Source organism: Ruegeria sp. BC5 (assembly GCF_056539205.1).
In genome coordinates this window covers 39,244-62,194 of record NZ_JBQFUN010000008.1, presented here as the reverse complement: position 1 = coordinate 62,194, position 22,951 = coordinate 39,244, and the positions used below count along the sequence as shown (strand labels likewise).

Sequence of the window (22,951 nt, the reverse complement as noted above, 5' to 3'; positions counted from 1 at the left end):
TTGACCCATGGGGCAGGGCTGCGTTAGGGCCAGAACGCTTCGCGGAATAGGTCCAGTGTGGCGCTAACAGGCGCGGATGGCGTCGGCGATCAATTTCACACCCGGTTCAATTCGGTCCTGCCGGATCGAGGAATAGCCGATACGGTAGAAATTCTTCGGCTGATCCGGCCCCGAAAAGAACGGCGCGCCGGGCTCGATATGAACGCTCTGGCCCTGCAGCGTGTGGGCCAGTTGCGTTGTGTCGACGTGTTCAGGGGCAGACATCCACAGGGATGATCCGCCCATGATGCCACGCCCGGCCACTGTCAGCCCGTGTTTGTCGATCGCTTGGTCCAAGGCCTCGCGCCTGCGCGCCAATGCCTTGGACATGCGTCGGATCTGCGCGTCGTAATGGCCCAATGACAGGAAATAGGCGGCGGTGCGCTGGATGTGCCCCGGCGGGTGGCGCAACACCAACGAACGCAGCGCCCGCGCCTCGCGGATGAAAGGTTCCGAGCCGACCATGTATCCCAGGCGCAATCCCGGAAACAGCGATTTTGAAAAGCTGCCAACATAGATCACGCGGCCATCGCGGTCCATCGACTTCAACGCCGGAGAGGGCGCGCCCAGAAAGGCCATTTCGAATTCATAATCGTCTTCGACCACCATCGCGTCTAGGTCATGCGCGCGTTCCAGCAATTTGTGCCTACGCTCAACGGGCATAGTTGCAGTGGTTGGGCTTTGGTGACTGGGCGTCGTAAAGATAACGTCGGCGGTGTCAGGCAATGTCTCAGGGGGCAGCCCGTCGCGGTCGACGGGTATCGGAGTCACGTCGCAATCCCAATGCTCTAGCAGGCTGCGCAGAGAGTAATAGCATGGGTCTTCGATCACCGCGGTGCGATTGTGTGTCAGCAAAATGCGTGAGGCCAGCCACAGTGCGTTCTGCGCGCCCATGGTGATCAGAATCTCTTCGGGGCGGGCGGCGATGCCGCGGCGGGGCAGGGTGTGACGGGCAATGAATTCGACCAGCAGCGGATCATCCTGATCCACGTAATCGGTGGTGAGGGATTCGAAATCCTTGTGCCCAAGGGCGCGTACGGCACACAGGCGCCAGTTGGCGTGGTCAAAAAGATTGCGATCCGCCTGCCCGTAAATGAATGGATAGCGATAGCTGCGCCAGTCCCGTGGTTTCGACAGCATGTCCCCGCCCGAGAATCGGCGGGCCAGCGCAGCATCCCAATCCACGGTTTCGGCACCACGCTGAAGGGGGGTGTATTTCGGCGGCACCGGTGCGTTTTGCGAGACGAAATAGCCCGAACGTCCCTTTGCCGTCAGATAATCATTGGCCAGCAGTTCGGTATAGGCCAGCGTCACCGTAATTCGGCTGACACCCAGATGGGCGGCCAGTTTGCGTGATGAGGGCAGCTTTTCCCCGACATGAAACCTGCCGGACAGTATGCCTTCGGCAATCATCTGCTGGATCTGCGCCTGCAGCGTACCTTGCCCGTTCAGCTCAAGAAAGAATGTGTCGACCGATATTGCCATGAGGTCTTATAGGGTGGACCTAAAAGATGAGCAATCTGGACTTATGACTTTTGCAAAAATTCCCGCGTTGCCGTGGTTGACGGTGGGTTTGAATTCACCTAAATAACTAGAAATCTAGTTCAATGGAGAATCGAATATGTGGGAAACTGCTGCAGCAGGATTTTCGGCCATGGGGTCCGAGGCCCGGTTGAAGGTTCTGAGAACTTTGGTCCGCGCCGGGCAGGCGGGCCTGACGGTTGGTGAAATTCAAGAGCGGACGGGAATAGCACCGTCAACCTTGGCGCATCACCTTCGGTTTTTGGCCGCGGGCGGTGTCGTGGAACAAGAGAAAGTCGGGCGCAGCACGATAAACCGTGCCTGCTATGACGAGTTGAGAAATCTGGCGCAGTTCATCCTTGCCGAATGCTGCGCGGATGAAGTGGGAAAGGCTGCGAACGATGGCTGAACTGACGCAAAATCCCAAAGTGCCCGTGAAGGCGCTTGATCTGATCAAAACCCCTTGGGCATTGATCGTTGCAATCCTGGCCGCCGTGGCTGTTCTGGACCCTCGTAATTGGGTTGAAGTCGTGACTTTTGCTGGTCAGGCGCTGATCCATACCGGCCAGTATATCCTGTTTGCCGTTTTGTTGCTGTCCTACCTCAAGGCGACCGGGGCCGAGGTGATGGTCGCGCGCGCCTTTGAAGGGCGCGAGACGCGAATGATATTCCTTGCTGCGGTGTTTGGTGGATTGGCACCGTTCTGTTCCTGTGAGGTCATCCCGTTCATTGCCGGATTGCTGGCGCTGGGTGCGCCCCTGTCTGCTGTGATGGCGTTCTGGCTCAGCTCTCCGTTGATTGACCCGCCAACCCTATTGATCACCGCCGGTGCGTTGGGATGGCCGTTTGCGATAGGCAAGGCGGTTGCTGCGGTGGCGCTGGGTCTGTTCGGCGGTTTCGTTGTGCGCGGCCTTATGCGCTCGGGCGCCTTTGCCCAGCCGCTGCGGGAATACAAACCGGCCGGATGCGGTGCCTGTGGTGGTCCAAAACAGGATGACAATCCGGTTTGGCGGTTCTGGCAAGAGCCTGAACGTCGTCAGCGGTTCCGGTCGGAATTTGTTCACAACGGGCTATTCCTGCTGAAATGGCTGGCCCTGGCTTATGTACTTGAGGCGCTGTTGGTCAGCTATGTTCCGGCCGATCTGATCGCTCGCGTGGTGGGGGGCGAAGGTATCGTACCCATCGTGATCGCGGCGTTGGTTGGGATGCCTGCCTATCTGAATTCCTACGTCGCGCCGCCACTGCTAGCGGGGCTGACAGAACAGGGGATGAGTGCGGGGGCCGCGATGTCGTTCATGATCGCGGGTGCGGTCAGCTCGATCCCTGCGATGGCAGCGGTGTGGTCACTGGTCAAACCACGGGTCTTTGCCACCTATCTGGGTCTTGGGATTACCGGGGCGATCATTGCTGGTATTCTGTTTCAGATGATCTAAAGGAAAAAACGCCCGGAGATACCTCCGGGCGGTTTTGCTTATTGGTTGGCCTCGCACAGGCTCGGCAATTTGAACCTGTACCGTGCCTCTCCGCTGTTTACGTAGACACGTTTTTCGACACAGGCTGTGGTGCCTACTGTTCGTGCGACATGCTCTTTGGGTTCGTTGATGGAGGTGGCCGACCCATCCGGCAATTGAATCGAGGCTATGACACCGTTCTTCAAGTCACCGTTCACGGGTGTTGCCGACAGAACCGAAACGGTCAGGTACGAGTCATGTTCGTGCGCGCCGTTGTCATTGAAAACCAGCAATGCGGTAGCAATCGAGACGGTGCCGACGATTGCAACCGCCAACAAACCCCATGTCTTCAAAAAAGCATAGATTGATACGGCGCGGTGAGGGCCAAAGATTTTGGACAGGATGGTCAGCATGGAATCCCTGCGGAAAAAAGCCCCGGCCTGTTCGGACCGGGGCCATCTGTGCCTTAGGGGCGCAGATCGTCTTCGTCTTCGTCCTCGGTCCCGCCTTTGGGCAGGTTGAAGAAGCTGTCGGCGTCGATGACCGGCTCTTCTTCTTTCTCTTCCACAGGCTCGTCAGACAGTGAGAAGGTTTCCAGACCTTCGATGGCGGTCGGGATCTTGGGTGCTGCGTCCATTTCCAGCGACTGTTCGGTCGAAACCAGCTTGCGACGTTCGTCATCGCTCATGACGCCACCTTCGGCTGCCTTCTTGGCCGCGGCTTTCTGAACGATGGCGTCCAGCTCGGATTGCTTGCACAAGCCCAGCGCAACCGGGTCGATCGGTTGCATGTTCGAAATGTTCCAGTGGGTGCGCTCGCGGATCGATTGTATGGTCGGCTTGGTGGTGCCAACCAGCTTGGCGATCTGACCGTCGCTAAGCTCGGGGTGGAATTTGACCAGCCACAGGATCGAGTTCGGACGGTCCTGCCGTTTGGACAGCGGGGTATAGCGCGGACCACGACGTTTTTCTTCACCGCTGGCAGCGGGGTTGAACTTGAGCTTCAGCTTATGCAGCGGGTTACCCTGCGCCGAGTCGATCTCATCCTGGGTCAGCTGGTTGTTTGCGATGGGATCGAACCCTTTCACGCCCGCGGCCACGTCGCCATCAGCGATGCCTTGCACTTCCAGCTCGTGCATGCCCACGAAATCCGCGATCTGCTTGAAGCTGATCGTGGTGTTGTCCACCAGCCATACGGCTGTTGCCTTGGCCATAAGCGGTTTTGCCATCAGCCCGTCTCCTATAAATACATCTGTCCCGTCGCCGGAATTCGGCGGCCCCGTGGTTTTGGGGCAGGTTTCCGTTGTCGGGGAACTTGGGGCCTATATAGTCGCGGCAAGGCAAGAAGGGAAGAGGCGAATGCGCTGGGTGATTTTGTGGGTCTTGAGCGCGGTCGCCGCACTGGCAGACGGAGAGAAGGCTGGCGAGTTCGACTACTACGTTCTGTCGCTAAGCTGGTCGCCCAACTGGTGCGCCCGCGAAGGCGATGCGCGCGGGTCAGACCAATGCGATGCGCGCCATGATCACGGTTGGATATTGCATGGGTTGTGGCCGCAATATCACCAGGGCTGGCCGGCATTCTGTCGCACGGCTGAGGCGCCGCCAACACGCCGCATGACACGCGAAATGACGGATATTCAGGGCTCTTCGGGTTTAGCGTGGCACCAGTGGAAAAAGCACGGAACCTGTTCGGGGCTGTCCGCGCCCGACTATTTCGCGCTGTCTCGGGAGGCTTATGACAGAGTCGTGCGTCCGCAAGTGTTCCGTCAATTGGAGACATCGGTCAAATTACCCGCCTCGGTGGTCGAAGAGGCGTTTTTGAAGGCCAATCCCGGTTTAGAGCGGGACATGATCACAATCACCTGCAAGCAGGGCTATATTGAAGAGGTCCGTCTGTGCCTGTCGCGCGACCTTAATCCGGTGCCTTGTGGACGCGACGTTATCCGCGATTGCACAGCCAAAGACGCGCTGTTCGATCCGATTCGTTAGAGCTTCCGGTTCTGGCAGTCGCGGGCATAGTCCAGCGCTTTGGCGGTGCCCTTGAGATCAATTGCCATCACCACTTCGCCTGCCGGGTTATAGACGGTCATGGTTTTGTTCTGCGCGATGGCGTTAACGAAACTGCGGTCGGTGAAGAACACTGTCGCGCCCGGCACGTCACGCTGATTGAAGCCGATGGCAGTGGCATCAAAGCTTTTACCATCGAGTTCGAAGCGGATTGGGTAACTCTTACCCTGCTCAATATCGCCCCAGGCCTTGTTGTAGACGGCGAAATACCCGCGATTGTCCAACGCGTCATAGCCGATACGCACCACCGAGAGGTCTTGATAGATCGTCTGGATCAGACACCCATTGCCCAGCGCGGGGTCCATCATGATGTTCCAGCCTTCGACAAAGCCTTTGTCGATGAGTTCCTGCGACCAAGCTGCAGTTGCGGTGAAGGCGGCGATTGTGAGGGCGAGAAGGCGGGTCATCAAACAACTCTCAAACTAATAGGGTTCTATTGACGTTATTAATTTTTTATTGAATTACAAAGGTATAACTTCTTTGTAAGAAATTACAGTGACTTGGAGCCGATGAAGCTGTTGCTCACCGCGCTATTCAGCGTTTTCGCATACTCTATGACTTCTCTATTCCTGTTCGGAGGTGTTTTTCAGCCAATAGCATTTATTACGATTTGGAACGGTCGATTGGGTGCCCCATTTTGGTTGGCTTTTGTGTTTCTCGGCGGTTTTTTTGGTTTTTTTGTTGGTGCGTTCTTAAGTAAGCTTGGTTTCAAGTCCCAAGTGACCCTGCCGGTGTTTATTGTCATGGCTATGAGCCTTTCAGGCGTGTTTGTCGGGTCGTATACAAGCTTTCTACGTGCCCGAGAAATCAATGCCTTCGGTACGGACGTAGAGTTTAGGAATTCGTTCTTTCAAACGCTTCGAAATGCGCCAAGAGAGTTTCAGTTCTATTTACATGCAGCAGCCCTAAAAGACTGCGTTCCATATGCTTGGAGTTATCGGAGCATGTCATTTTACCAACTGCCGAACAACGTCGCGGTCAATGTTCTGCCGTATGAATGGTTGGTGCAATGCAATATCACCAGAAATAAGCTTGAGCACTTGTCAAACGGAACACCTGACAAGATCAAAGCTCTTTCCGCGCCCTCAACGCAGCCGTGATCGTCCCGTCATCCAGATAATCCAGCTCTCCGCCAATCGGCACGCCTTGCGCCAGCGAGGTCAGGCGGACCTGTCCTTCCAACTGATCGGCAATATAATGCGCGGTAGTCTGACCGTCGACGGTGGCGTTCAGGGCGAGGATGATCTCGGTGATCCCTTCGGCTGTCACGCGGTCCTTGAGGCGAGGAATGCGAAGTTCGTCCGGGCCGACCCCGTCCAGCGCCGACAATGTGCCGCCCAGAACGTGATAGCGGCCTTTGAAGACCCCGGCGCGTTCCATTGCCCACAGGTCGGCCACGTCTTCGACCACGCATAGCTCTCCGGTCGCGCGGTCCTCGCTGTCGCAGATGTCACAGATATCGGTGGTGCCGACGTTGCCGCAGTTCAGGCATTCGCGGGCGGTGATGGCAACCTGCTGCATGGCGTCCGACAGGGGTGTCAGCAGCAGGGCGCGCTTGCGGATCAGATGCAACACCGCGCGGCGGGCCGAGCGGGGGCCGAGGCCCGGCAGCTTGGCCATCAGATCAATCAGGTTGTCGATATCGCTGTTCGAACTCACCGAGGGTGCTCCTGCAAAGGGGCCGGGCAGGGGCGCCCGGCCGATGATCCGTCAGGAGGGGGTATCAGAACGGCAGCTTGATGTCTGCGGGCAGGCCCATGCTTTCGGTCAGCTTCGCCATTTCGGCCTGTGCGCGTTCAGTCGCTTTGGTTTGTGCGTCCTTGATGGCGGCCAGGATCAGGTCCTCGACCACTTCCTTGTCGTCGCCGTTAAAGATCGATGGGTCGATGTCCAGACCTTTCAGCTCACCTTTTGCGGTGGCGGTGGCCTTCACCAGTCCTGCACCGGATTCGCCAACGACCATCATGTTGTTCAGCTCTTCCTGCATGTCGGTCATCTTGGCCTGCAAGTCCTGCGCGGATTTCATCATCTTGGCCATGTCGCCCAGACCGCCGAGTCCTTTGAGCATCGGTATTCTCCTGTGTATCGCTTTGTCGCCTAAATACGGGCGGTACCCGTGTGGCACAAGGGGGTGGGGTTGCTCCCGCCCGTCGTCAAGGTCTTTGAAAGACCTTTCCTCCCGTTGGGCCCGTGGCGGGTGCGGGAGGATTTCGGGGGTGTGTGTTGAAGTGGCTCAGTCTTCCTCGAACGGGTCCCATTCGTCTTCGACCTCGGGCAGGGCTTCGGTTTCGACCTTGGCTGCGCGTTGCTCTGGCGTTTCGATGCTTTTGATCCGCGCCTTCGGGAACTGGGCCAGAACCGCCTGCACCAGCGGGTGTTCGCGGGCTTCTGCCTTCAATGCTTCCTCAGCCGCGTTTTCCTTTTCATAGATCGTCTCGCCACCGCCTTCGTTGACGACAGTGACGGCCCAGCGGTTACCGGTCCATCGCTGCAGGGCGGTTCCCAGACGTTGCGCCAACTGGGCCGAGGCACGCTGGGTCGGTTGGAATTCGATACGCCCGGGTTGATAGGCTGCAAGCCGCAAAGACCGCTTGACCTCATCCAGAAGCACGCCGTCCCGGTTTGCGCGGATCAGTTCGACCACATGATCGAAGGTCGGATAACGTGCCAGGGCGGCCTGTACATCCTGCGCCAACGCCGCGCTGGGAGCGCCGCTGCCCCCACCATGGGCGGGAGCTGAATAAGAAGATGACACCGGCACTTGCGTCTGAACCGCGGCATGCGATGGCGCCGGTATCCCGCCACCGGGTCCGCCATTTGGCGGTGGGGGCGTGTCTTGCAGACGTTTGATCAACTCTTCCGGGCTGGGCAGGTCTGCCACATGGGTCAGCCGGATCACTGCCATTTCAGCTGCCATCATGGCATTTGGGGCCGCCGAGACCTCTTCGAGCGCTTTAAGCAACATCTGCCACATCCGGGTCAGGACGCGCATCGGCAGGGCCTTGGCCATTTGTTGACCACGCGCGCGCTCGTCCGGCGAAACGGTGGGATCATTGGCTGCGTCTGGCGTGATTTTAACCACAGAGACCCAATGGGTGATCTCGGCCAGATCGCGTAGCACGGCCAGCGGATCGGCTCCTTCGGCATATTGCCCACCCAACTCGGTCAGTGCGCCTGCAGCGTCCCCGCGCAGGATCATGTCCATCAGGTCCAGTACCCGACCGCGATCAGCCAGGCCCAGCATCGCGCGGACCTGATCGGCGCTGGTTTCACCAGCACCGTGCGAGATCGCCTGATCCAGCAGCGAGGTCGCGTCCCGCGCCGAACCCTCGGCTGCACGGGTGATCAGCGCCAGCGCGTCATCCGCGATCTGAGCGTTTTCCGCCGCCGCAATCTTGCCGAGCAGGCTGATCATGTCCTCGGGTTCGATCCGACGCAGGTCGAACCGTTGGCAGCGCGACAGAACCGTCACTGGCACTTTACGAATCTCGGTGGTGGCGAAGATGAACTTCACATGCTCGGGCGGTTCTTCAAGCGTCTTGAGCAGCGCGTTGAACGCGCTGGTCGACAGCATGTGGACCTCGTCGATGATATAGATTTTGTAGCGCGCGCTGGCGGCGCGATAGCGGACACTGTCGATGATCTCGCGGATATCGTTCACACCGGTGCGGCTGGCGGCATCCATCTCCATCACGTCAACGTGGCGGCCTTCCATAATGGCCACGCAATGTTCGCATTGGCCACAGGGCTCGGTCGTTGGTTTGCCGTCACCATCGGGGCCGATGCAGTTCATGCCCTTGGCGATGATCCGTGCCGTGGTGGTTTTGCCGGTGCCGCGAATGCCGGTCATGATGAAAGCCTGCGCGATCCGGTCGGCCTCGAACGCATTTTTCAGCGTACGTACCATTGCATCCTGACCGACGAGATCGGCAAAAGTTTCCGGGCGGTATTTTCGGGCAAGAACCTGATAGGCGGGGCTGGGCGTGTCGTTCATATCTGCTCTGTCGGATTCGGGTTCCGATGCAGCGTAGAGACCCCTGCCGCCCGCGTCCACAGCAGGCTTGGGTGAATTTCGGTTTGCAGCACAATTTGCACGCCTTAGAAGCGAGTATCAGGGAGGGCCCGTAGTGAGCCAGTTCGCACTTCATTCAGTTCAGATTGGAAACGGCACCGTTGCCTTGTCGCCCCTTCCGGGGCGCGGTGGCGGGTATACGCGGGACTTGGGAACGATCCGCGACTGGCAGCCGGATCTTGTGATCTCGATGACCACCGAGGTCGAAATACTGCAAGAGGGCGCAAGTGGGCTTGGCGAAGACCTGCACGCACTCAATATCAAATGGGTGCATCTGCCGGTTGCGGATTTCGGTACGCCGCCTCCTGAGGTTGACGCGGCGTGGGGCAGTGTCAGCCCTGCGGCGACTGATATCCTGTCCCGCGGGGGGCGGGTGCTGGTGCATTGCCGGGGCGGCTGTGGCCGGTCCGGGATGATCGTGCTGCGCCTTATGGTCGAGCATGGCGAAGACCCCGAGACAGCGTTGACCCGTTTGCGTGCGGTGCGGTCCTGCGCCGTCGAGACCGACGGCCAGATGAAATGGGCAGCCCTTGGGCGGACGCGCGACTAGATCAGAGCGCCACCTGTCGTTCTGCCTGTGCCACCGGGTTGGGCGGGATCGCTGTGACCTCAAGCATGGCGCAGGGTGGGGTGGTTAGCATGCCTGCGGGGCGCATGGTCACATCCGGGCCGAACATCATATCTGCGAAAACATCCAGCGACTCGAGGGGCGCATCCTCGCTTGTTCCACAAAAGACCCGGATCAGGTCTTTTTGAGCGCGAAACCGTGCGCTGCATCCTTGCGTGCAATAGGCCAGCTCAGAGCTGCCGTCGAACTCAAAATCAGGCGTCGTCGCCGGAACGGCAGCATCCATCGCCTGCACGATCGCGCGCGCCATCTGTGCCAGCGCCGGACAGGTTTTTCCTGTGCGTTGGCAAACGGTTGCGGTAAATTGGTGTGTCTTTGTCTTCCAGATCATATTGCGCCCTCCGCGCGTGGAACGGGGGTGTGGATCAGGTGTGACAGCGTGCTGACGACCTGCCCGGACACCCCGCCCGAGTTTCGGTTTCTTGTTCGATGGCAGGTCTCCTGACTTGCGGGTCGTTGCGTTGCCGACCTTCCCAGCCTTGCGGCCAGTGGTGTTTCGGCATTGCTCACCGCTTACAGTTGCGGGGGCAGTCGCGGCCTTGGTTCGTTCCGGTATTCCGGGCAGAACCGCACCGTGTTCCCTTTTCATCCCGCCCCGGAGACCGGGGACGAGAACCATCATCCAATCGCTAGCGGGTAGGGGTGACCTGAGTCAAGCCGCCTTTTGGTGGGGCAAAGTGGACGCGTGGTCATGCGGAAACAGGATTGACTTAGGGTGGCAAAAGATGCCGTTTGGGGTGGTGAACTAATCGGTTCAGATTGAGGGCGCCATGCTGGATACCGCACAAGCTGTTTTAACCGAGGATTTTCAGTTTCCTTCTGGTTCGACCCAACTGTCGGCTCGGCTGTACCTGCCGGTAGCCGAACCTGGGATCGCAGTGGTGATCCACAGCGCCACCGGAGTGCCGCGCGACTATTATCAGCACTTCGCACGCTGGTTGGCTGCGGAACATGGCATTGCCTGTCTGACCTATGATTACAGCGATTTCGGTCATTCGCAGAGCAGGCCATTGAAGTCAGCTCAGGCCACGATGGCGGATTGGGCGCTGATCGACATGCCTGCGGCTCGGGCCGAGATGCGCAGGCGATACCCCGACGCGCAGCACTGGAGCATCGGCCATTCCGTCGGCGGTATGCTGGGGCCGATTCAGCCCGATATTGATCAGATCGACCGCATGATCTGCGTCTGCGCCGGGCCGGTGACTGTGTCGGACCATCCCTGGCCTTATCGGGCGTTGGCTTTGCTGTTTTGGTACGGACACGCGCCCCTGGCCGTAAAAGCGCTGGGTTACCTGCCGGGCAAGGCACTGGGATTCGGATCGAACCTGCCTGCCAGCGTCTATTGGCAGTGGCGCCGCTGGTGCACTGGGCCGCGCAACTACCTGCCCGAAATCGGCGTGTCCTTGCCCGAGGCCCGCTGGGCACAGTCAGACACACCAGTGGATCTGTTCAGCTTTGAGGATGACGATCTGGTGCCAAAGAACGCGGTCTGGCGGCTGGCTGATCTGTACGGGCCCAACGCACGCCGCCATTTGTTGTCTCCGGCCGAGTTCGGACTGTCCGAGGTTGGCCATATCGGTGCCTTTGCCCGGCGCAATTCGGCTGTCTGGCCACGGTTGATTGCCTAGGCCTGTTCGCAACAATTCCATGTCGGGAGCTTAAGTGAGAGGTTGGACATCGACCCAAGCGGGGCTCGTTGTGGCTGCTTCCTTCCGGACCTGACCAGGTTGGCGAGGCGCTCGCCCGCGCCAACCTCTCGGGGTCTGATATAGGCAACGGGCGCAGGAAACACAACCCGTCAGAGCGTCAAACGGATCAGCAAAAAGCCCTCATCGTCTTCTCCGACGACGTGAGGGTCATATTCTTCAAGCTCGGCAATGTGGGTTTGTGCCTTCGGACCAGTTCTTAACAGCGCAGTCGCGCCCTGCATCGGGGCAAAGCCAAAAGGATAGGGCGCATATTGCAAGGGATCTTGCGGCAGTGCGCCGGACAGATAGTCCTGCAAGACGCGCTGAACAGGAAGGTTCGGCAGCGCGATGGGCTCGGCCTGATCAACAAAGGGAAAGTGACCCCCGCCATTGGCACGGTAATTGTTCAGTGCGACGACGAACCGTTGATCGGCGGCCATCGGTTGGCCGTCAAAGCGAATGTTGCGAATGCGCCGGTTGACGGGGTCGATCAAGTGACCGCCAGCGTCGAACCGAGCCGGTTGAGAGAGATCAAATTGATAAGTAAGCCCCTGTATAGTATCAAAATTATGCCCCGCCCTGTTGATGTCGACCAATGTGGTCTGATGTCCCGGCGTAATCTGGTTGAACACGCCTGCAGACATCTCAAGCCAGTCGCTGATCTGCTCTCCGGTGACAACTACCGCCTGCAGCTCATTGGGAAACGCATACATGTCGTTGACATGGCGCAGGCATATCTGGCCGGGCGGGACGTCGGTGAAAAACCGGGGGCCGGCACGCCCCCCGAACTTTGAAGGCGCGATTGCGGACAGAACAGGAAAATCCGCAAATGACGTGTCCTGCAGATAGGGCCGCAGGGCTGCTGCCTGGGCCGCGGCGGTCAGAACCAAACCTCTGTCCGGGGCGCAAAAACTGAAATAGCTGTGCAAATGCTGATCGGTCTGGCCAACAGGTTGCGCCGTGCGCCGCCGGGTTTCCGAATGGCCCCGGGCGAAAAGGCGCGCCAAAACAGGGTCTTCCTGGGTAGGCTTGGGTGAGCCGTCGGGTTTGGTTGGGCATATCGAACGCAGACTGACGCGATGATCCTGAACGGTCCAATGGCCATTTCCCGCCCTGTCCAATGTCAGGTCGATCACCCCCAGAAATGACCCGGACGCACCGGGCATGACCACCGGCTTTCCGTGAACCAGACCCCGATTTGCATCGACGTGCTCAATCCCGTCATGTGCGTTTCCGGGCAGTGTCAGATGTGAATGCCCGGCAATCAGCGCATCAATTCCTTCGATGCCGGCCAGCGGGATGACGGCATTTTCCAAACCCGTTTCCGGTTCGGCCGACCCTATCCCTGTATGCGCCAACGCAAGGATCAAATCGCAACCCTGCGCTTTCAGATTCGTCACTTTTTGTGCGGCGCAGGTCAGGATATCTTCGATGACGACCTTGCCTTGTAGCAGGTGTGCTTCCCATTTGGCTGTCTGCGGTGGCAGGACTGAGAACGCACCAATTTTCAGCGTAACATGTTGACCATCAAATTTTATTTCTCGATTCAAAATCGCATGATCTTGCCAGCAGGAGGGGGCGTCTTGTCGGTGTGCATTGCTGCAAATCACCGGGCACGCAGCATCTGCAATCACACGGTCCAGCGTTTCCAGCCCAAAGCCGAAATCATGATTTCCGAGGCCGATTGCGTCATAACCCAGCTCGGAAAATGCTTGCATCAGGATGTGCGGTGCATTTTCGGATTGAACCGCCCATTCCCCCAGTGGCGTGCCTTGCAGTGAATCTCCGTTGTCGCACAGAACCACCAGAGCACCCTGCGCTTCGGCCTCGGACTTGGCTGCGCGGATCAGGCTGGCGGTGCGGGTAAATCCGATTGAGGGGTCGGGGGTGTCCGAATAATAATCGAAGCCGCATAGATTCATATGCAGATCGGATGTTGCCAGAACCCGTATCTTCAGTGGTGCGCGGGACGGGAGAAGGGGATGTGTCAAATTTCTACTTCTGGCGGTTATATGTTAATCATTTTCTCCAAAAAGTATAGTAAATGCAACTTGCATAGCGTGCTTTTCGTCAATTGACGGCTTCAAGTTTTCGGGTGGTGCGAATTGGCATTGCAACATTGGCATTGCAACAAAAGGGCAGCCGTGGCAGCCCTGTGCCGACGACCCAAGGGAAATCCTATGAAACACGCGGAACTGGTGACATTTGGCAGCTCGGGCCTTGATCGCGCGGCGCATATTCGAGGGAATGCAGACCATTTGGCGCAGGTGCGCGCGCATCCGCAAGCGACCTGCCTGTTGCTGTGGCGTGGCAAGCCGCTGGTTCAGGGGGAAGCACTGGACCGCCTGGGGTTGATTCCCATGACCCACGGACTGGTACAAAACGGCCCGGGCGGTAGTATTGAAGAACCTGTATTTCTGGGACTTTCAGACGGTGATCCGGTTTTTGCGCTGGATATCTCGGGCTGGTCCCCCGAGGGGCTGGACATGTCGCAGGTCGGTGCCTTTATCGACCCGTCGGAACAGCAGCACCCGGACCTGCCAACAGCCCATGTCTTTGCTGAGTTGCGCCGGATCATGACCCGACTGTCTGCCCGCGATGCGGAATTGGCTGCGGCCGCCAAGGCCGTTATTGGCTGGCACGAAACGCATCGGTTCTGTGCCCGTTGTGGCGCACCCAGCGAAGTATCCCAAGCTGGATGGCAGCGCAGTTGCGCCGAATGCGGTGGGCAGCATTTTCCGCGCACCGATCCGGTGGTCATTATGCTGATCACCCATGGGGATTCGGTTTTGATGGGGCGATCACCGGGCTGGCCCGAAGGGATGTATTCCCTGCTGGCTGGATTTGTCGAACCCGGAGAAACGCTTGAGGCAGCGGTTCGACGTGAGGTGATGGAAGAGGCAGGCGTGCCGGTTGGCCCGGTCAGCTATCTATCCAGCCAACCCTGGCCATTCCCGGCCTCGCTGATGTTTGGTTGCGCGGGTGAGGCGTTGTCGCGCGAGATCACCATTGATCCGGTGGAAATCGAAGATGCAATGTGGGTCAGCAAGCCCGAGATGATGCAGGCCTTTGCCGGGGAACACCCGGTCCTGCTGCCAGCTCGCAAGGGGGCCATTGCGCATTTCCTGCTGCAAAACTGGCTTGCGGATACGCTGGACTGACAAAATACTAGGCCAATAGACAAGAGACCCACGAACCATCATGCAGTTTACAGCACGCGAAGATATCGAAGCCCCGATCAATGCGGTGTTCGAAATGGTCGCTGACTTTGAGCGGTTCGAACGCATGGCCATGCGCCGGGGGATCGAAGTAAGGCGCATGTCGGGTCATATGGGTGTTGTGCCCGGTACGCAGTGGGAAACCGAGTTCAACCTGCGTGGCAAGCCCCGCCATGTTGCGATTGAGATGGCTGAATGCGACCCGCCTGCCTTGATGCGGTTTCAGGCAGCAAGCAAGGGCATGAACGGGACAACAACTGTCGAGTTTCTGGCCTTGTCGCAGCGCCGCACCCGCTTGAGTGTCGAGATGGCGCTGGCGGCGAAAACTCTGCCGGCCCGGTTGTTACTGCAGTCACTGAGACTGGGCCAATCGCGGTTCCGACGACAATTCCAACTGCGGCTCAGCGAGTTCGCGCGCGAGATGGAAGAACGCCATCTGCACGGTTCCTGACAGGAGGCAAATGGACAATCTGATCATCCGACAGGCCGGTTTGGACGACGTCCAAGGCATTTCAGACGTGTTGCATGAAATCACTGCTGCCGGAAAACGCACAAGACCGAGTGACCCGGGCTTTGTACTAACGAACTATGTCGGGCACCCGGATCAGTTGACATGTGTCTTGGCACTCAGCGAAACCCGAATTTTGGGGTTCCAGTCCATGAAACGGGCGGTCGCAGCCAATCCTTACGGAGTACAAGTCGGCTGGGGAATCATCGGTACCCACATTCGACCCTCGGCCGCGCGTTGCGGGGTGGGGCGGGCCTTGTTTCAGGCGACATTGAAGGTTGCCAAAGAGCAGGGCATTCCCGCCATCGACGCCACCATTGCGGCAAGTAACGCCGAAGGTTTGGCCTATTACGCCGCAATGGGGTTTATCGATTACAGATCACACGAAGGGGCTGTGTGCAAAGCCTACACAGTTGGATGAAACTAGGCGCTTACCCGCGCGAATGCGCTGCGGGGTAGACGCCCAGTACTTCGACATTGGTGGTGAAATGCTCCAACTCTTCCATGGCCAGCTGCACGTTGCGGTCTTCGGGGTGCCCGACGATATCGGCATAAAACTGGGTCGCGGTGAATGACCCGTCGACCATATAGCTTTCCAGCTTTGTCATGTTGATACCGTTGGTGGCAAAGCCGCCCATCGCTTTGTACAGCGCAGCCGGAATGTTGCGCACCTGAAACACGAAGCTGGTGATCATGCCATGCGGGCCGCGTCGGGACATGTCCGCCTGCCGCGACATAACCAGGAACCGCGTGGTGTTGTTGTCCTGATCTTCGATGTGACGGGCCAGCACGTTCAGCCCATAGATTTCGCCCGCCAGCTCACTGGCCAGTGCCGCAGAATGCAAATCACCTTGCTCCGAGACCTCACGCGCGGCGCGCGCGTTGTCGGGGCTGACGCGGCCGCGAATGTCATGTTCTTTCAGAAAGCCTGCGCATTGCGGCAGTAGAACCAAATGCGAATGCGCCTCGGTGATATCTTCAAGCGTTGCCCCGGGGACAGCTAGCAGATTGATGTGCACGCGTACGAAGGCCTCATCAATGATGTGCAGCCCACTATGGGGCAGCAGGCGGTGAATATCGGCCACCCGGCCATAGGTGGTGTTTTCGACCGGCAGCATCGCCAGATCAGCTTCGCCTGACCGAACCGATTCGATCACATCTTCGAAAGTACGGCAGGGCAGGGCCTCCATATCGGGGCGTGCATTGCGGCAGGCCTCGTGGCTATAGGCGCCTGGTTCTCCCTGAAATGCGATACGATTGCTCATTTGGTCGATTCCGTGCAACAAGTTCTACAATTGGGCGTTTAGTCGCGGTGTCTATACCTTGCCTCTTGCAAGGGGAAGCCTTAGACACCCCGCAGACAGCTGAAATGGACTCGCGATCAATGTTCGACACGATGACAGTTACCAAGGCCGCCGCAGGCCTGTTTGGCACCTTCCTGGTGCTTCTTCTGGCCAAATGGGGTGCCGAAGTTCTTTACCATGCGGATGGGCATGGCGAGACAGCCTCTTACATTATCGAAACCGAAAGCGCTGGTGAAAGCGCCGACGGTGAAGAAGTGGTCTTCGAAGATATGCTGGCCGCCGCCGATCCGGAAAAAGGCGCCCGTGTCTTCCGTAAATGCACCGCCTGCCACAAGCTGGAGGACGGCGCAAACGGTACCGGCCCCTACTTGTACGGTGTCGTAGATCGCCCGGTTGCATCAGCCAACGGCTTCACCGGCTATTCAGCCTCGATGCAGGCCCATGGCGGCAATTGGACTCCCGAAGCGCTGGATGCGTTCCTCGAGCGCCCAAGTGCTTACATCTCGGGTACTTCGATGAGCTTTGCCGGTCTGAAGAAACCGCAAGAGCGCGCCGATCTGATCGCGTATCTGCAGACCATCGGCAACTGATCCTTTGATCAAAGCATGATTTTCAAAGCCGCTGCCTCGCGCAGCGGCTTTTTTTTGCCTAAGAAAAACTTCACAAAGTGTTCACGCATTCTAAACTTGAAACTGACAGTGCTGGTCATTTAGCTGGCGCGAACAAGATAAAAGACACAACGACCCAGAGGATGAGCCAAATGATATCCAATCGACTTACTGCACAGGCGCGCTCGGTGGATATTAAGGGTTGGTCGCACGCTTTGATGTTCGGGTTGATTGTGGTCATGCTGACCTCGGCGCAGCTTTTTGCGGAAGAAAAGATAATCAAAAGCCACGGATTCTCGGAATTCGGCGATCTGAAATACCCCGAAGGTTTCGCTCATTTCGACTATGTGAACCCCGACGCTCCGCGCGGGGGAGAGCTATCTTATGCGGCGCAGGGCACGTTTTCTAGCTTGAACCCGTTTACGCGGAAAGGGCGCGCAGGCGCGCGGTCTGCTGACCAATATGAAACCCTGCTGATTCCATCCTATGATGAGCCCGCAGCCTATTACGGGTTGCTGGCCGAAAGCTTGGAATACCCGGAAAGTCAGGATTGGGTTATTTTCAACATGCGGCCCGAGGCCCGGTTTTCCGATGGCAGCCCCGTGACCGCCGAGGATGTTGTGTTTTCCCACAATCTGCTGCTGGATCAGGGGCTGAAGTCTTATGCAGATGCGGTGCGCAAGCGTATCCCACGCGCCGAAGCACTGGATGAACATAGGGTCAAATTCTATTTCGCACCGGATATCTCGCGCCGGGCACTGATCTCGCAGGTGGGCGGAACGCCGGTGTTTTCTAAAGCCTGGTTCGAAGCAGACCCGGAAAACCGGCGTCTGGATGAACCGCGTTTGGTTCAGGGGGTTGGATCGGCCCCCTATGTTCTGGACAGCTATGACATCAACCGGCGCATCATTTACAAGCGCAACCCCGATTATTGGGGCGATCACGTCAACGTAAACGTGGGTCGCAACAACTATGACACCATCAGGATCGAGTATTTCAGTGACTCGATTGCCGCGATGGAGGGATTCAAGGCAGGTACGTTCACGTTGCGGCAGGAAAACAACTCGAAAAGCTGGGCGACCGCCTATGATTTTCCGGCCATTGCGAACGGCTGGGTCATTCGGGACGAGTTGGCGAATGGAAACGTGCCATCTGCGTCGGGCTTCATCATGAATCTTGATCGCCCACAGTTGCAGGATCCGCGTGTTCGCGAAGCCATCCAGCTTGGTTATAATTTCGAATGGACCAACGAAAGCCTGCAGTACGGGTTGTTCCAACAGCGCAGTTCGTTCTGGGAAGGCACGCACCTTGAGGCGACTGGCCTGCCCGAAGGGCGTGAATTGGAGGTGCTGCAAAGCCTCGGCGATGCGTTGGACCCGGACGTTCTGACCGAGGAACCGGTCAGCGCCCATGAATCGCGCCCGGCGCGTCAGAACGACCGTCGCAACCTGCGCGCGGCGATGAAGCTGTTGGACGAGGCCGGTTGGTTGGTTGGTGATGACGGCATTCGCCGGAACGACAAGGGCGAAGTGTTGTCGATCGAGTTTTTGTCGGACCAGCCGACGCTGGACCGCATTGTTCAGCCCTTTGTCGACAACCTGCGGGCAATGGGTATCGACGCGCTGTATAACCGGGTGGACAATGCCCAGTTCACGCTGCGCCGCCGGGATCGGGATTTTGACATGATCGTCGGCGGGTATCCGAAATCACTGCAGCCTTCGACTGGCCTGTATCAGCAATTCGGGACCGAGGCGGCCTCGTATTCCGTATTCAATCCGTCGGGTGCGCATGGTCCCGATATTGAACCATTGATCGACAACATCGTTGCCGCCACCGAAAGCGAGGAGCTTTTCGCCAATGTCCGCGCGTTGGACCGTGTTCTGAGGGCCAAGCGGATCATGGTTCCGACATGGTATCTGGGCAAATATTGGGTAGCGTATTGGGACATGTACGAATACCCGGAAAACCTGCCACCCTATGCGTTGGGCGTGGAAGACCTGTGGTGGATCAACGCCGAGAAAGAAGCCGAGTTGAAATCCTCGGGCGCGTTGAGGTAATCCGCCCCCATGGGAGCATATATTCTAAGACGCCTGTTGCTGGTCATCCCCACATTGCTTGGGATCATGATCGTCAATTTCACGCTGGTTCAGTTTGTCCCCGGTGGTCCGATTGAACAGATGATCGCCCAGATGCAAGGGGGCGGTGACGTGTTCGAAGGCATCGCAGGCGGCGGCAGCGATATCGAGCAGCAAACCAGCAGCGTGAATGACCGCTATATCGGCGCGCGCGGATTGCCGCCCGAATTTATCGAAGAGTTGGAAAAGGAATTTGGATTCGACAAACCTCCGGTCGAACGGTTCCTTGACATGTTGGGCAACTACATGACGTTGGACTTCGGCGAGAGTTATTTTCGCTCGATCAGCGTGATTGATCTAGTGCTGGAAAAAATGCCCGTTTCAATCTCGCTGGGCCTGTGGTCCACATTGATTGCCTATCTGGTGTCGATCCCGCTGGGTATTCGCAAGGCGGTCAAGGATGGTTCAAAGTTCGATACCTGGACCAGTGGCACCATCATTGTGGCCTATGCCATTCCCGGCTTCCTGTTTGCGATCCTGCTGCTGGTGCTGTTTGCCGGTGGGTCCTACTGGCAAATCTTCCCGCTGCGGGGGCTGACATCTGACAATTGGGACAGCCTCAGCCTGATTGGCAAGATCGCGGACTATTTCTGGCACATCACACTGCCGGTCATTGCCCTGACGATTTCTGCCTTTGCGACGCTGACGCTGCTGACCAAGAACTCGTTTCTGGATGAGATCAAAAAGCAATATGTCATGACCGCTCGCGCAAAAGGTTTGAGCGAGGGCAGGGTGCTGTATGGCCACGTGTTCCGCAATGCCATGCTGATCGTGATCGCAGGCTTTCCGGCGGTGTTCATTGGCGTCTTCTTCGGAAGCTCGATCATTATCGAGACGATCTTCTCACTCGATGGTCTGGGCCGTCTGGGGTTCGAGGCAGCAGTCGCACGCGACTACCCGGTGATCTTTGGCACGCTGTTCATCTTTGGCCTGATGGGTCTTGTCGTCGGTATCGTCAGCGATCTGATGTATGTGCTGGTTGACCCGCGCATCGATTTCGAAAAGCGGGAGGGGTAAATGGCGCTTTCCCCCCTCAATCAGCGCCGGTGGCGTAATTTCCGGCGCAATGGCCGGGCTTTTTGGTCGCTGATCATCTTCTTGGTACTGTTCGGTATCTCGCTGTTTGCCGAGTTCATCGCGAACGACAAGCCGATCCTGGTGAAATACCGGGGTGAGTTTTACACGCCGATCTTCAATTTTTACCCGGAAACTGAATTCGGCGGGGATTTCCAAACCGAAGCAATCTATCGCGATCCCGAGGTGCAGTGTCTGATCGACAGCGGCGGGCTTGAGGAGTGTTTCGACGATCCAGAAGGGATCATTGACGAAATCAAAGACGGGACCTTTCAGGCCGAGGGGTTTGAACGCGGTTGGGCGATCTGGCCGCTGATTCCATATTCCTTCAACACCAGTGTGGATCGTCCGGGGGCCGCACCGCTGCCGCCCAATGGGCAGAACCTGTTGGGAACCGATGACACCAAGCGCGATGTGTTGGCTCGGGTCATCTATGGCTTCCGCTTGTCGATCCTGTTCACATTGATGGTCACAGGGGCCGCCAGCCTGATTGGCATTTTCGCCGGTGCAATTCAGGGCTTTTTCGGCGGCTGGTTGGATTTGGTCTTTCAGCGCATCATCGAGATCTGGTCGGCCACCCCTTCGCTGTACGTGATCATCATCATGTTCGCCATTCTGGGTCGAAGTTTCTGGCTGCTGGTGGCGTTGATGATCCTGTTCAGTTGGACCGGATTAGTCGGCGTTGTCCGGGCCGAATTCCTGCGCGCGCGCAATCTGGAATATGTCCGCGCGGCACGGGCGTTGGGCGTGGGCAACATGACGATCATGTTCCGCCACATGCTGCCCAACGCGATGGTTGCGACGCTGACATTCATGCCCTTCATCGTCACTGGCACCATTGGCGGATTGGCCTCGCTGGATTTCTTGGGCTTTGGCTTGCCGTCTTCGGCGCCGTCGCTAGGGGAATTGACCTTGCAGGCGAAACAGAACCTGCAGGCACCTTGGCTGGCCTTCACTGCGTTCTTCACCTTTGCCATCATGTTGTCGCTGCTGGTCTTCATCTTTGAAGGCGTTCGCGATGCGTTTGACCCCAGAAAGACCTTCTCATGAGCCTTTTGGATGTGAAAAATCTCAAGGTCTCGTTCAAGCAGGACGGGCAGGTGAGCGCGGCGGTCAAAGGTGTTTCGTTCACCGTGGACCGGGGGGAAACCGTCGCACTTGTGGGGGAATCCGGATCAGGCAAGTCGGTTACGGCATTGTCCACCGTGTCGTTGCTGGGGGACAGTGCTATCGTCGAAGGTTCGGTCACCTATGACGGTGATGAGATGATCGGCGCCTCGCAAGACAAGCTGATGGACGTGCGCGGCAATGATATCAGCTTTATTTTTCAAGAGCCGATGACCTCGTTGAACCCGCTGCACACAATCCAAAAGCAGATGGCAGAATCGCTGGCCCTGCACCAGGGTCTGAGCGGAGATGCGGCACGCACACGTATTGTCGAACTGCTGACCAAGGTGGGGATTCGTGATCCGCAGGATCGGTTGGACAGCTATCCACACCAGTTGTCCGGCGGGCAGCGGCAGCGGGTCATGATCGCAATGGCGCTGGCCAACAAGCCCGACATTCTGATCGCGGATGAACCGACAACTGCCCTGGACGTGACCATTCAGGCTCAGATTCTGGAGTTGTTGGCCGAGCTGCAAAAGTCAGAGAATATGGGGATGCTGTTCATCACCCATGATCTGGGAATTGTGCGGCGCATCGCCGACCGGGTTTGCGTGATGAAGGATGGTGAGATCGTCGAGACCGGCGCCACTGCCGAGATCTTCAACAACCCGCAGCACCCCTATACGCAGAAACTGCTGGGGGCCGAGCCCTCGGGTCATCCCGACCCCGTCGCCCCCGAGGCCGAAGAGGTCGCCCGTACCGATCACCTGAAGGTCTGGTTCCCGATCCAGCGCGGGTTTTTGAAACGGACCGTGGGCCATGTGAAGGCAGTGAACGACGCCACGCTTAGCGTGCGCGCGGGCGAGACGGTAGGCATTGTCGGTGAAAGCGGGTCTGGTAAGACGACGCTGGCGCTGGCGATCATGCGCCTGATTGCGTCCGAAGGCGCCATCACTTTCCGCGAACAGGACGTGCGCCGCTGGTCCACGCGAGAGTTGCGGCGGTTGCGCAAAGACATGCAGATCGTGTTCCAGGACCCGTTTGGCAGCCTTAGCCCGCGGATGACCTGCATGCAGATCATTGCCGAGGGCTTGGCGATCCATAAGGTCGACCCCCACCGTGCCCCGCGCGAATTGGTGGCCGAGGTGATGACCGAAGTGGGGTTGGACCCGGCGGCAATGGACCGATACCCGCATGAATTCTCGGGCGGACAGCGTCAGCGTATCGCGATAGCGCGCGCCATGGTGTTGCGGCCCAAGCTACTGGTACTGGACGAACCGACCAGCGCGCTGGACATGACGGTGCAGGTGCAGATCGTTGATCTTTTGCGCAATCTTCAGCGGAAATACGGGCTGGCCTATCTGTTCATCAGCCACGACCTGAAGGTGGTCCGGGCGATGTCTCACAAGGTGATTGTCATGCGGAACGGAGATGTCATCGAAATGGGTGCGGCTGAAGATTTGTTCGAAAATGCTCAGACAGATTATACCCGTGAACTGATTGCGGCAGCGGGGTAGGGTGAGTTCCTACCC

The 22,951-nt window shown here is 58.1% G+C and carries 24 protein-coding genes, 1 other RNA gene and 1 riboswitch; of the genes, 14 read left to right on the top strand and 11 right to left on the bottom strand.

The features are described 5' to 3' along the window. Nucleotides 1-63: 63 nt before the first annotated feature. Entirely contained in the window at nt 64-1,524 is a 1,461-nt protein-coding gene (gene pdxR / locus ACR0LY_RS16470; protein ID WP_170351005.1) for a MocR-like pyridoxine biosynthesis transcription factor PdxR, read from the bottom strand. 136 nt (nt 1,525-1,660) lie between these two features. Here pdxR and ACR0LY_RS16465 point away from each other — a divergent pair, with 136 nt between their 5' ends. Next, nucleotides 1,661-1,969: an ArsR/SmtB family transcription factor gene (locus tag ACR0LY_RS16465; RefSeq protein ID WP_058283064.1), complete on the top strand. Its 309-nt coding sequence runs from the start codon at nt 1,661-1,663 to the stop codon at nt 1,967-1,969. After that, nucleotides 1,962-2,993, top strand: a complete 1,032-nt coding sequence (locus tag ACR0LY_RS16460; protein WP_170351004.1) for a permease — start codon at nt 1,962-1,964, stop codon at nt 2,991-2,993. Before ACR0LY_RS16465 ends, ACR0LY_RS16460 begins: the two co-directional genes overlap by 8 nt. 38 nt (nt 2,994-3,031) lie before the next feature. Here the strand turns inward: ACR0LY_RS16460 and ACR0LY_RS16455 are convergent, their stop codons facing one another. Together ACR0LY_RS16455 and ACR0LY_RS16450 are read right to left on the bottom strand one after the other, a co-directional pair. Then, entirely contained in the window at nt 3,032-3,424 is a 393-nt protein-coding gene (locus ACR0LY_RS16455; protein WP_170351003.1) for a hypothetical protein, read from the bottom strand. 53 nt (nt 3,425-3,477) lie between these two features. Further along, the gene (locus ACR0LY_RS16450) at nt 3,478-4,239 is read right to left on the bottom strand and encodes a DUF1013 domain-containing protein (protein WP_170351002.1); all 762 of its coding nucleotides are present in this window, start codon (nt 4,237-4,239) and stop codon (nt 3,478-3,480) included. 130 nt (nt 4,240-4,369) lie between these two features. Between ACR0LY_RS16450 and ACR0LY_RS16445 the strand changes: the two genes are divergently transcribed. Continuing rightward, complete coding sequence (locus ACR0LY_RS16445; protein WP_170351001.1) at nt 4,370-4,999, top strand: ribonuclease T2 family protein; 630 nt, start codon at nt 4,370-4,372, stop codon at nt 4,997-4,999. Here the strand turns inward: ACR0LY_RS16445 and ACR0LY_RS16440 are convergent. Next, nucleotides 4,996-5,484, bottom strand: coding sequence for a hypothetical protein (locus ACR0LY_RS16440; protein ID WP_170351000.1), 489 nt, complete (start codon nt 5,482-5,484; stop codon nt 4,996-4,998). The two genes, ACR0LY_RS16445 and ACR0LY_RS16440, sit on opposite strands and share 4 nt — an antisense overlap. A gap of 102 nt (nt 5,485-5,586) precedes the next feature. Between ACR0LY_RS16440 and ACR0LY_RS16435 the strand changes: the two genes are divergently transcribed. Further along, nucleotides 5,587-6,177 carry a hypothetical protein gene (locus ACR0LY_RS16435; RefSeq protein ID WP_170350999.1) on the top strand — a complete coding sequence of 197 codons (591 nt, stop codon included), beginning with the start codon at nt 5,587-5,589 and terminating at the stop codon, nt 6,175-6,177. On the opposite strand, the gene recR is transcribed toward ACR0LY_RS16435, so the two are convergent. From recR to ACR0LY_RS16420, 3 genes are all read right to left on the bottom strand, one after another. Next, complete coding sequence (gene recR, locus ACR0LY_RS16430; RefSeq protein ID WP_170350998.1) at nt 6,143-6,736, bottom strand: recombination mediator RecR; 594 nt, start codon at nt 6,734-6,736, stop codon at nt 6,143-6,145. The genes ACR0LY_RS16435 and recR overlap by 35 nt on opposite strands. A gap of 64 nt (nt 6,737-6,800) precedes the next feature. Next, a complete protein-coding gene (locus tag ACR0LY_RS16425; RefSeq protein ID WP_170350997.1) occupies nt 6,801-7,145 on the bottom strand; it encodes a YbaB/EbfC family nucleoid-associated protein in 345 nt (114 codons plus the stop codon). 165 nt (nt 7,146-7,310) lie between these two features. Continuing rightward, complete coding sequence (locus ACR0LY_RS16420; RefSeq protein WP_170350996.1) at nt 7,311-9,071, bottom strand: DNA polymerase III subunit gamma/tau; 1,761 nt, start codon at nt 9,069-9,071, stop codon at nt 7,311-7,313. A 133-nt stretch (nt 9,072-9,204) separates the two neighbouring features. On the opposite strand from ACR0LY_RS16420, the gene ACR0LY_RS16415 reads away from it, so the two are divergent. Further along, nucleotides 9,205-9,699, top strand: a complete 495-nt coding sequence (locus tag ACR0LY_RS16415; protein WP_170350995.1) for a protein-tyrosine phosphatase family protein — start codon at nt 9,205-9,207, stop codon at nt 9,697-9,699. 1 nt (nt 9,700) lies between these two features. Here ACR0LY_RS16415 and ACR0LY_RS16410 read toward each other — a convergent pair whose 3' ends face one another. Further along, nucleotides 9,701-10,108 (bottom strand): hypothetical protein, encoded by a 408-nt coding sequence (locus ACR0LY_RS16410; RefSeq protein ID WP_170350994.1) that lies wholly within the window; start codon nt 10,106-10,108, stop codon nt 9,701-9,703. 83 nt (nt 10,109-10,191) lie between these two features. Beyond that, nucleotides 10,192-10,412: riboswitch (cobalamin riboswitch) on the bottom strand. Nucleotides 10,413-10,547: 135 nt separating this feature from the next. Here ACR0LY_RS16410 and ACR0LY_RS16405 point away from each other — a divergent pair. Beyond that, entirely contained in the window at nt 10,548-11,405 is an 858-nt protein-coding gene (locus ACR0LY_RS16405) for an alpha/beta hydrolase family protein (RefSeq protein ID WP_170350993.1), read from the top strand. Nucleotides 11,406-11,437: 32 nt separating this feature from the next. Here ACR0LY_RS16405 and ffs read toward each other — a convergent pair. Together ffs and ACR0LY_RS16395 are read right to left on the bottom strand one after the other, a co-directional pair. Further along, nucleotides 11,438-11,536, bottom strand: an RNA gene (gene ffs, locus ACR0LY_RS16400) — signal recognition particle sRNA small type. 39 nt (nt 11,537-11,575) lie between these two features. Beyond that, nucleotides 11,576-13,456, bottom strand: a complete 1,881-nt coding sequence (locus ACR0LY_RS16395) for a bifunctional 2',3'-cyclic-nucleotide 2'-phosphodiesterase/3'-nucleotidase (RefSeq protein WP_254440250.1) — start codon at nt 13,454-13,456, stop codon at nt 11,576-11,578. Between the two features lie 189 nt (nt 13,457-13,645). Here ACR0LY_RS16395 and nudC point away from each other — a divergent pair, with 189 nt between their 5' ends. The 3 genes from nudC to ACR0LY_RS16380 are packed head-to-tail and all read left to right on the top strand — an operon-like array spanning nt 13,646 to nt 15,612. Then, nucleotides 13,646-14,626 (top strand): NAD(+) diphosphatase, encoded by a 981-nt coding sequence (gene nudC, locus ACR0LY_RS16390; RefSeq protein WP_170350992.1) that lies wholly within the window; start codon nt 13,646-13,648, stop codon nt 14,624-14,626. Nucleotides 14,627-14,666: 40 nt separating this feature from the next. Next, on the top strand, nt 14,667-15,134 hold the full coding sequence (locus ACR0LY_RS16385; RefSeq protein ID WP_170350991.1) for an SRPBCC family protein: 468 nt from the start codon (nt 14,667-14,669) through the stop codon (nt 15,132-15,134). A 10-nt stretch (nt 15,135-15,144) separates the two neighbouring features. Continuing rightward, entirely contained in the window at nt 15,145-15,612 is a 468-nt protein-coding gene (locus ACR0LY_RS16380) for a GNAT family N-acetyltransferase (protein WP_217360548.1), read from the top strand. A 10-nt stretch (nt 15,613-15,622) separates the two neighbouring features. Here ACR0LY_RS16380 and ACR0LY_RS16375 read toward each other — a convergent pair whose 3' ends face one another. Continuing rightward, complete coding sequence (locus ACR0LY_RS16375) at nt 15,623-16,456, bottom strand: prephenate dehydratase (RefSeq protein WP_170350990.1); 834 nt, start codon at nt 16,454-16,456, stop codon at nt 15,623-15,625. A gap of 119 nt (nt 16,457-16,575) precedes the next feature. On the opposite strand from ACR0LY_RS16375, the gene ACR0LY_RS16370 reads away from it, so the two are divergent. The 5 genes from ACR0LY_RS16370 to ACR0LY_RS16350 all read left to right on the top strand — a co-directional run bounded on the left by ACR0LY_RS16370 (nt 16,576) and on the right by ACR0LY_RS16350 (nt 22,936). Then, nucleotides 16,576-17,085 carry a c-type cytochrome gene (locus ACR0LY_RS16370; protein ID WP_170351131.1) on the top strand — a complete coding sequence of 170 codons (510 nt, stop codon included), beginning with the start codon at nt 16,576-16,578 and terminating at the stop codon, nt 17,083-17,085. A gap of 236 nt (nt 17,086-17,321) precedes the next feature. Next, on the top strand, nt 17,322-19,160 hold the full coding sequence (locus ACR0LY_RS16365; RefSeq protein WP_438826486.1) for an extracellular solute-binding protein: 1,839 nt from the start codon (nt 17,322-17,324) through the stop codon (nt 19,158-19,160). Between the two features lie 9 nt (nt 19,161-19,169). Continuing rightward, nucleotides 19,170-20,255 carry a microcin C ABC transporter permease YejB gene (locus ACR0LY_RS16360; RefSeq protein WP_170350988.1) on the top strand — a complete coding sequence of 362 codons (1,086 nt, stop codon included), beginning with the start codon at nt 19,170-19,172 and terminating at the stop codon, nt 20,253-20,255. Further along, on the top strand, nt 20,256-21,362 hold the full coding sequence (locus ACR0LY_RS16355; RefSeq protein ID WP_480567239.1) for an ABC transporter permease: 1,107 nt from the start codon (nt 20,256-20,258) through the stop codon (nt 21,360-21,362). Beyond that, complete coding sequence (locus ACR0LY_RS16350; RefSeq protein WP_170350986.1) at nt 21,359-22,936, top strand: ABC transporter ATP-binding protein; 1,578 nt, start codon at nt 21,359-21,361, stop codon at nt 22,934-22,936. The genes ACR0LY_RS16355 and ACR0LY_RS16350 overlap by 4 nt, the downstream gene beginning before the upstream one ends. Nucleotides 22,937-22,951 lie beyond the last annotated feature (15 nt).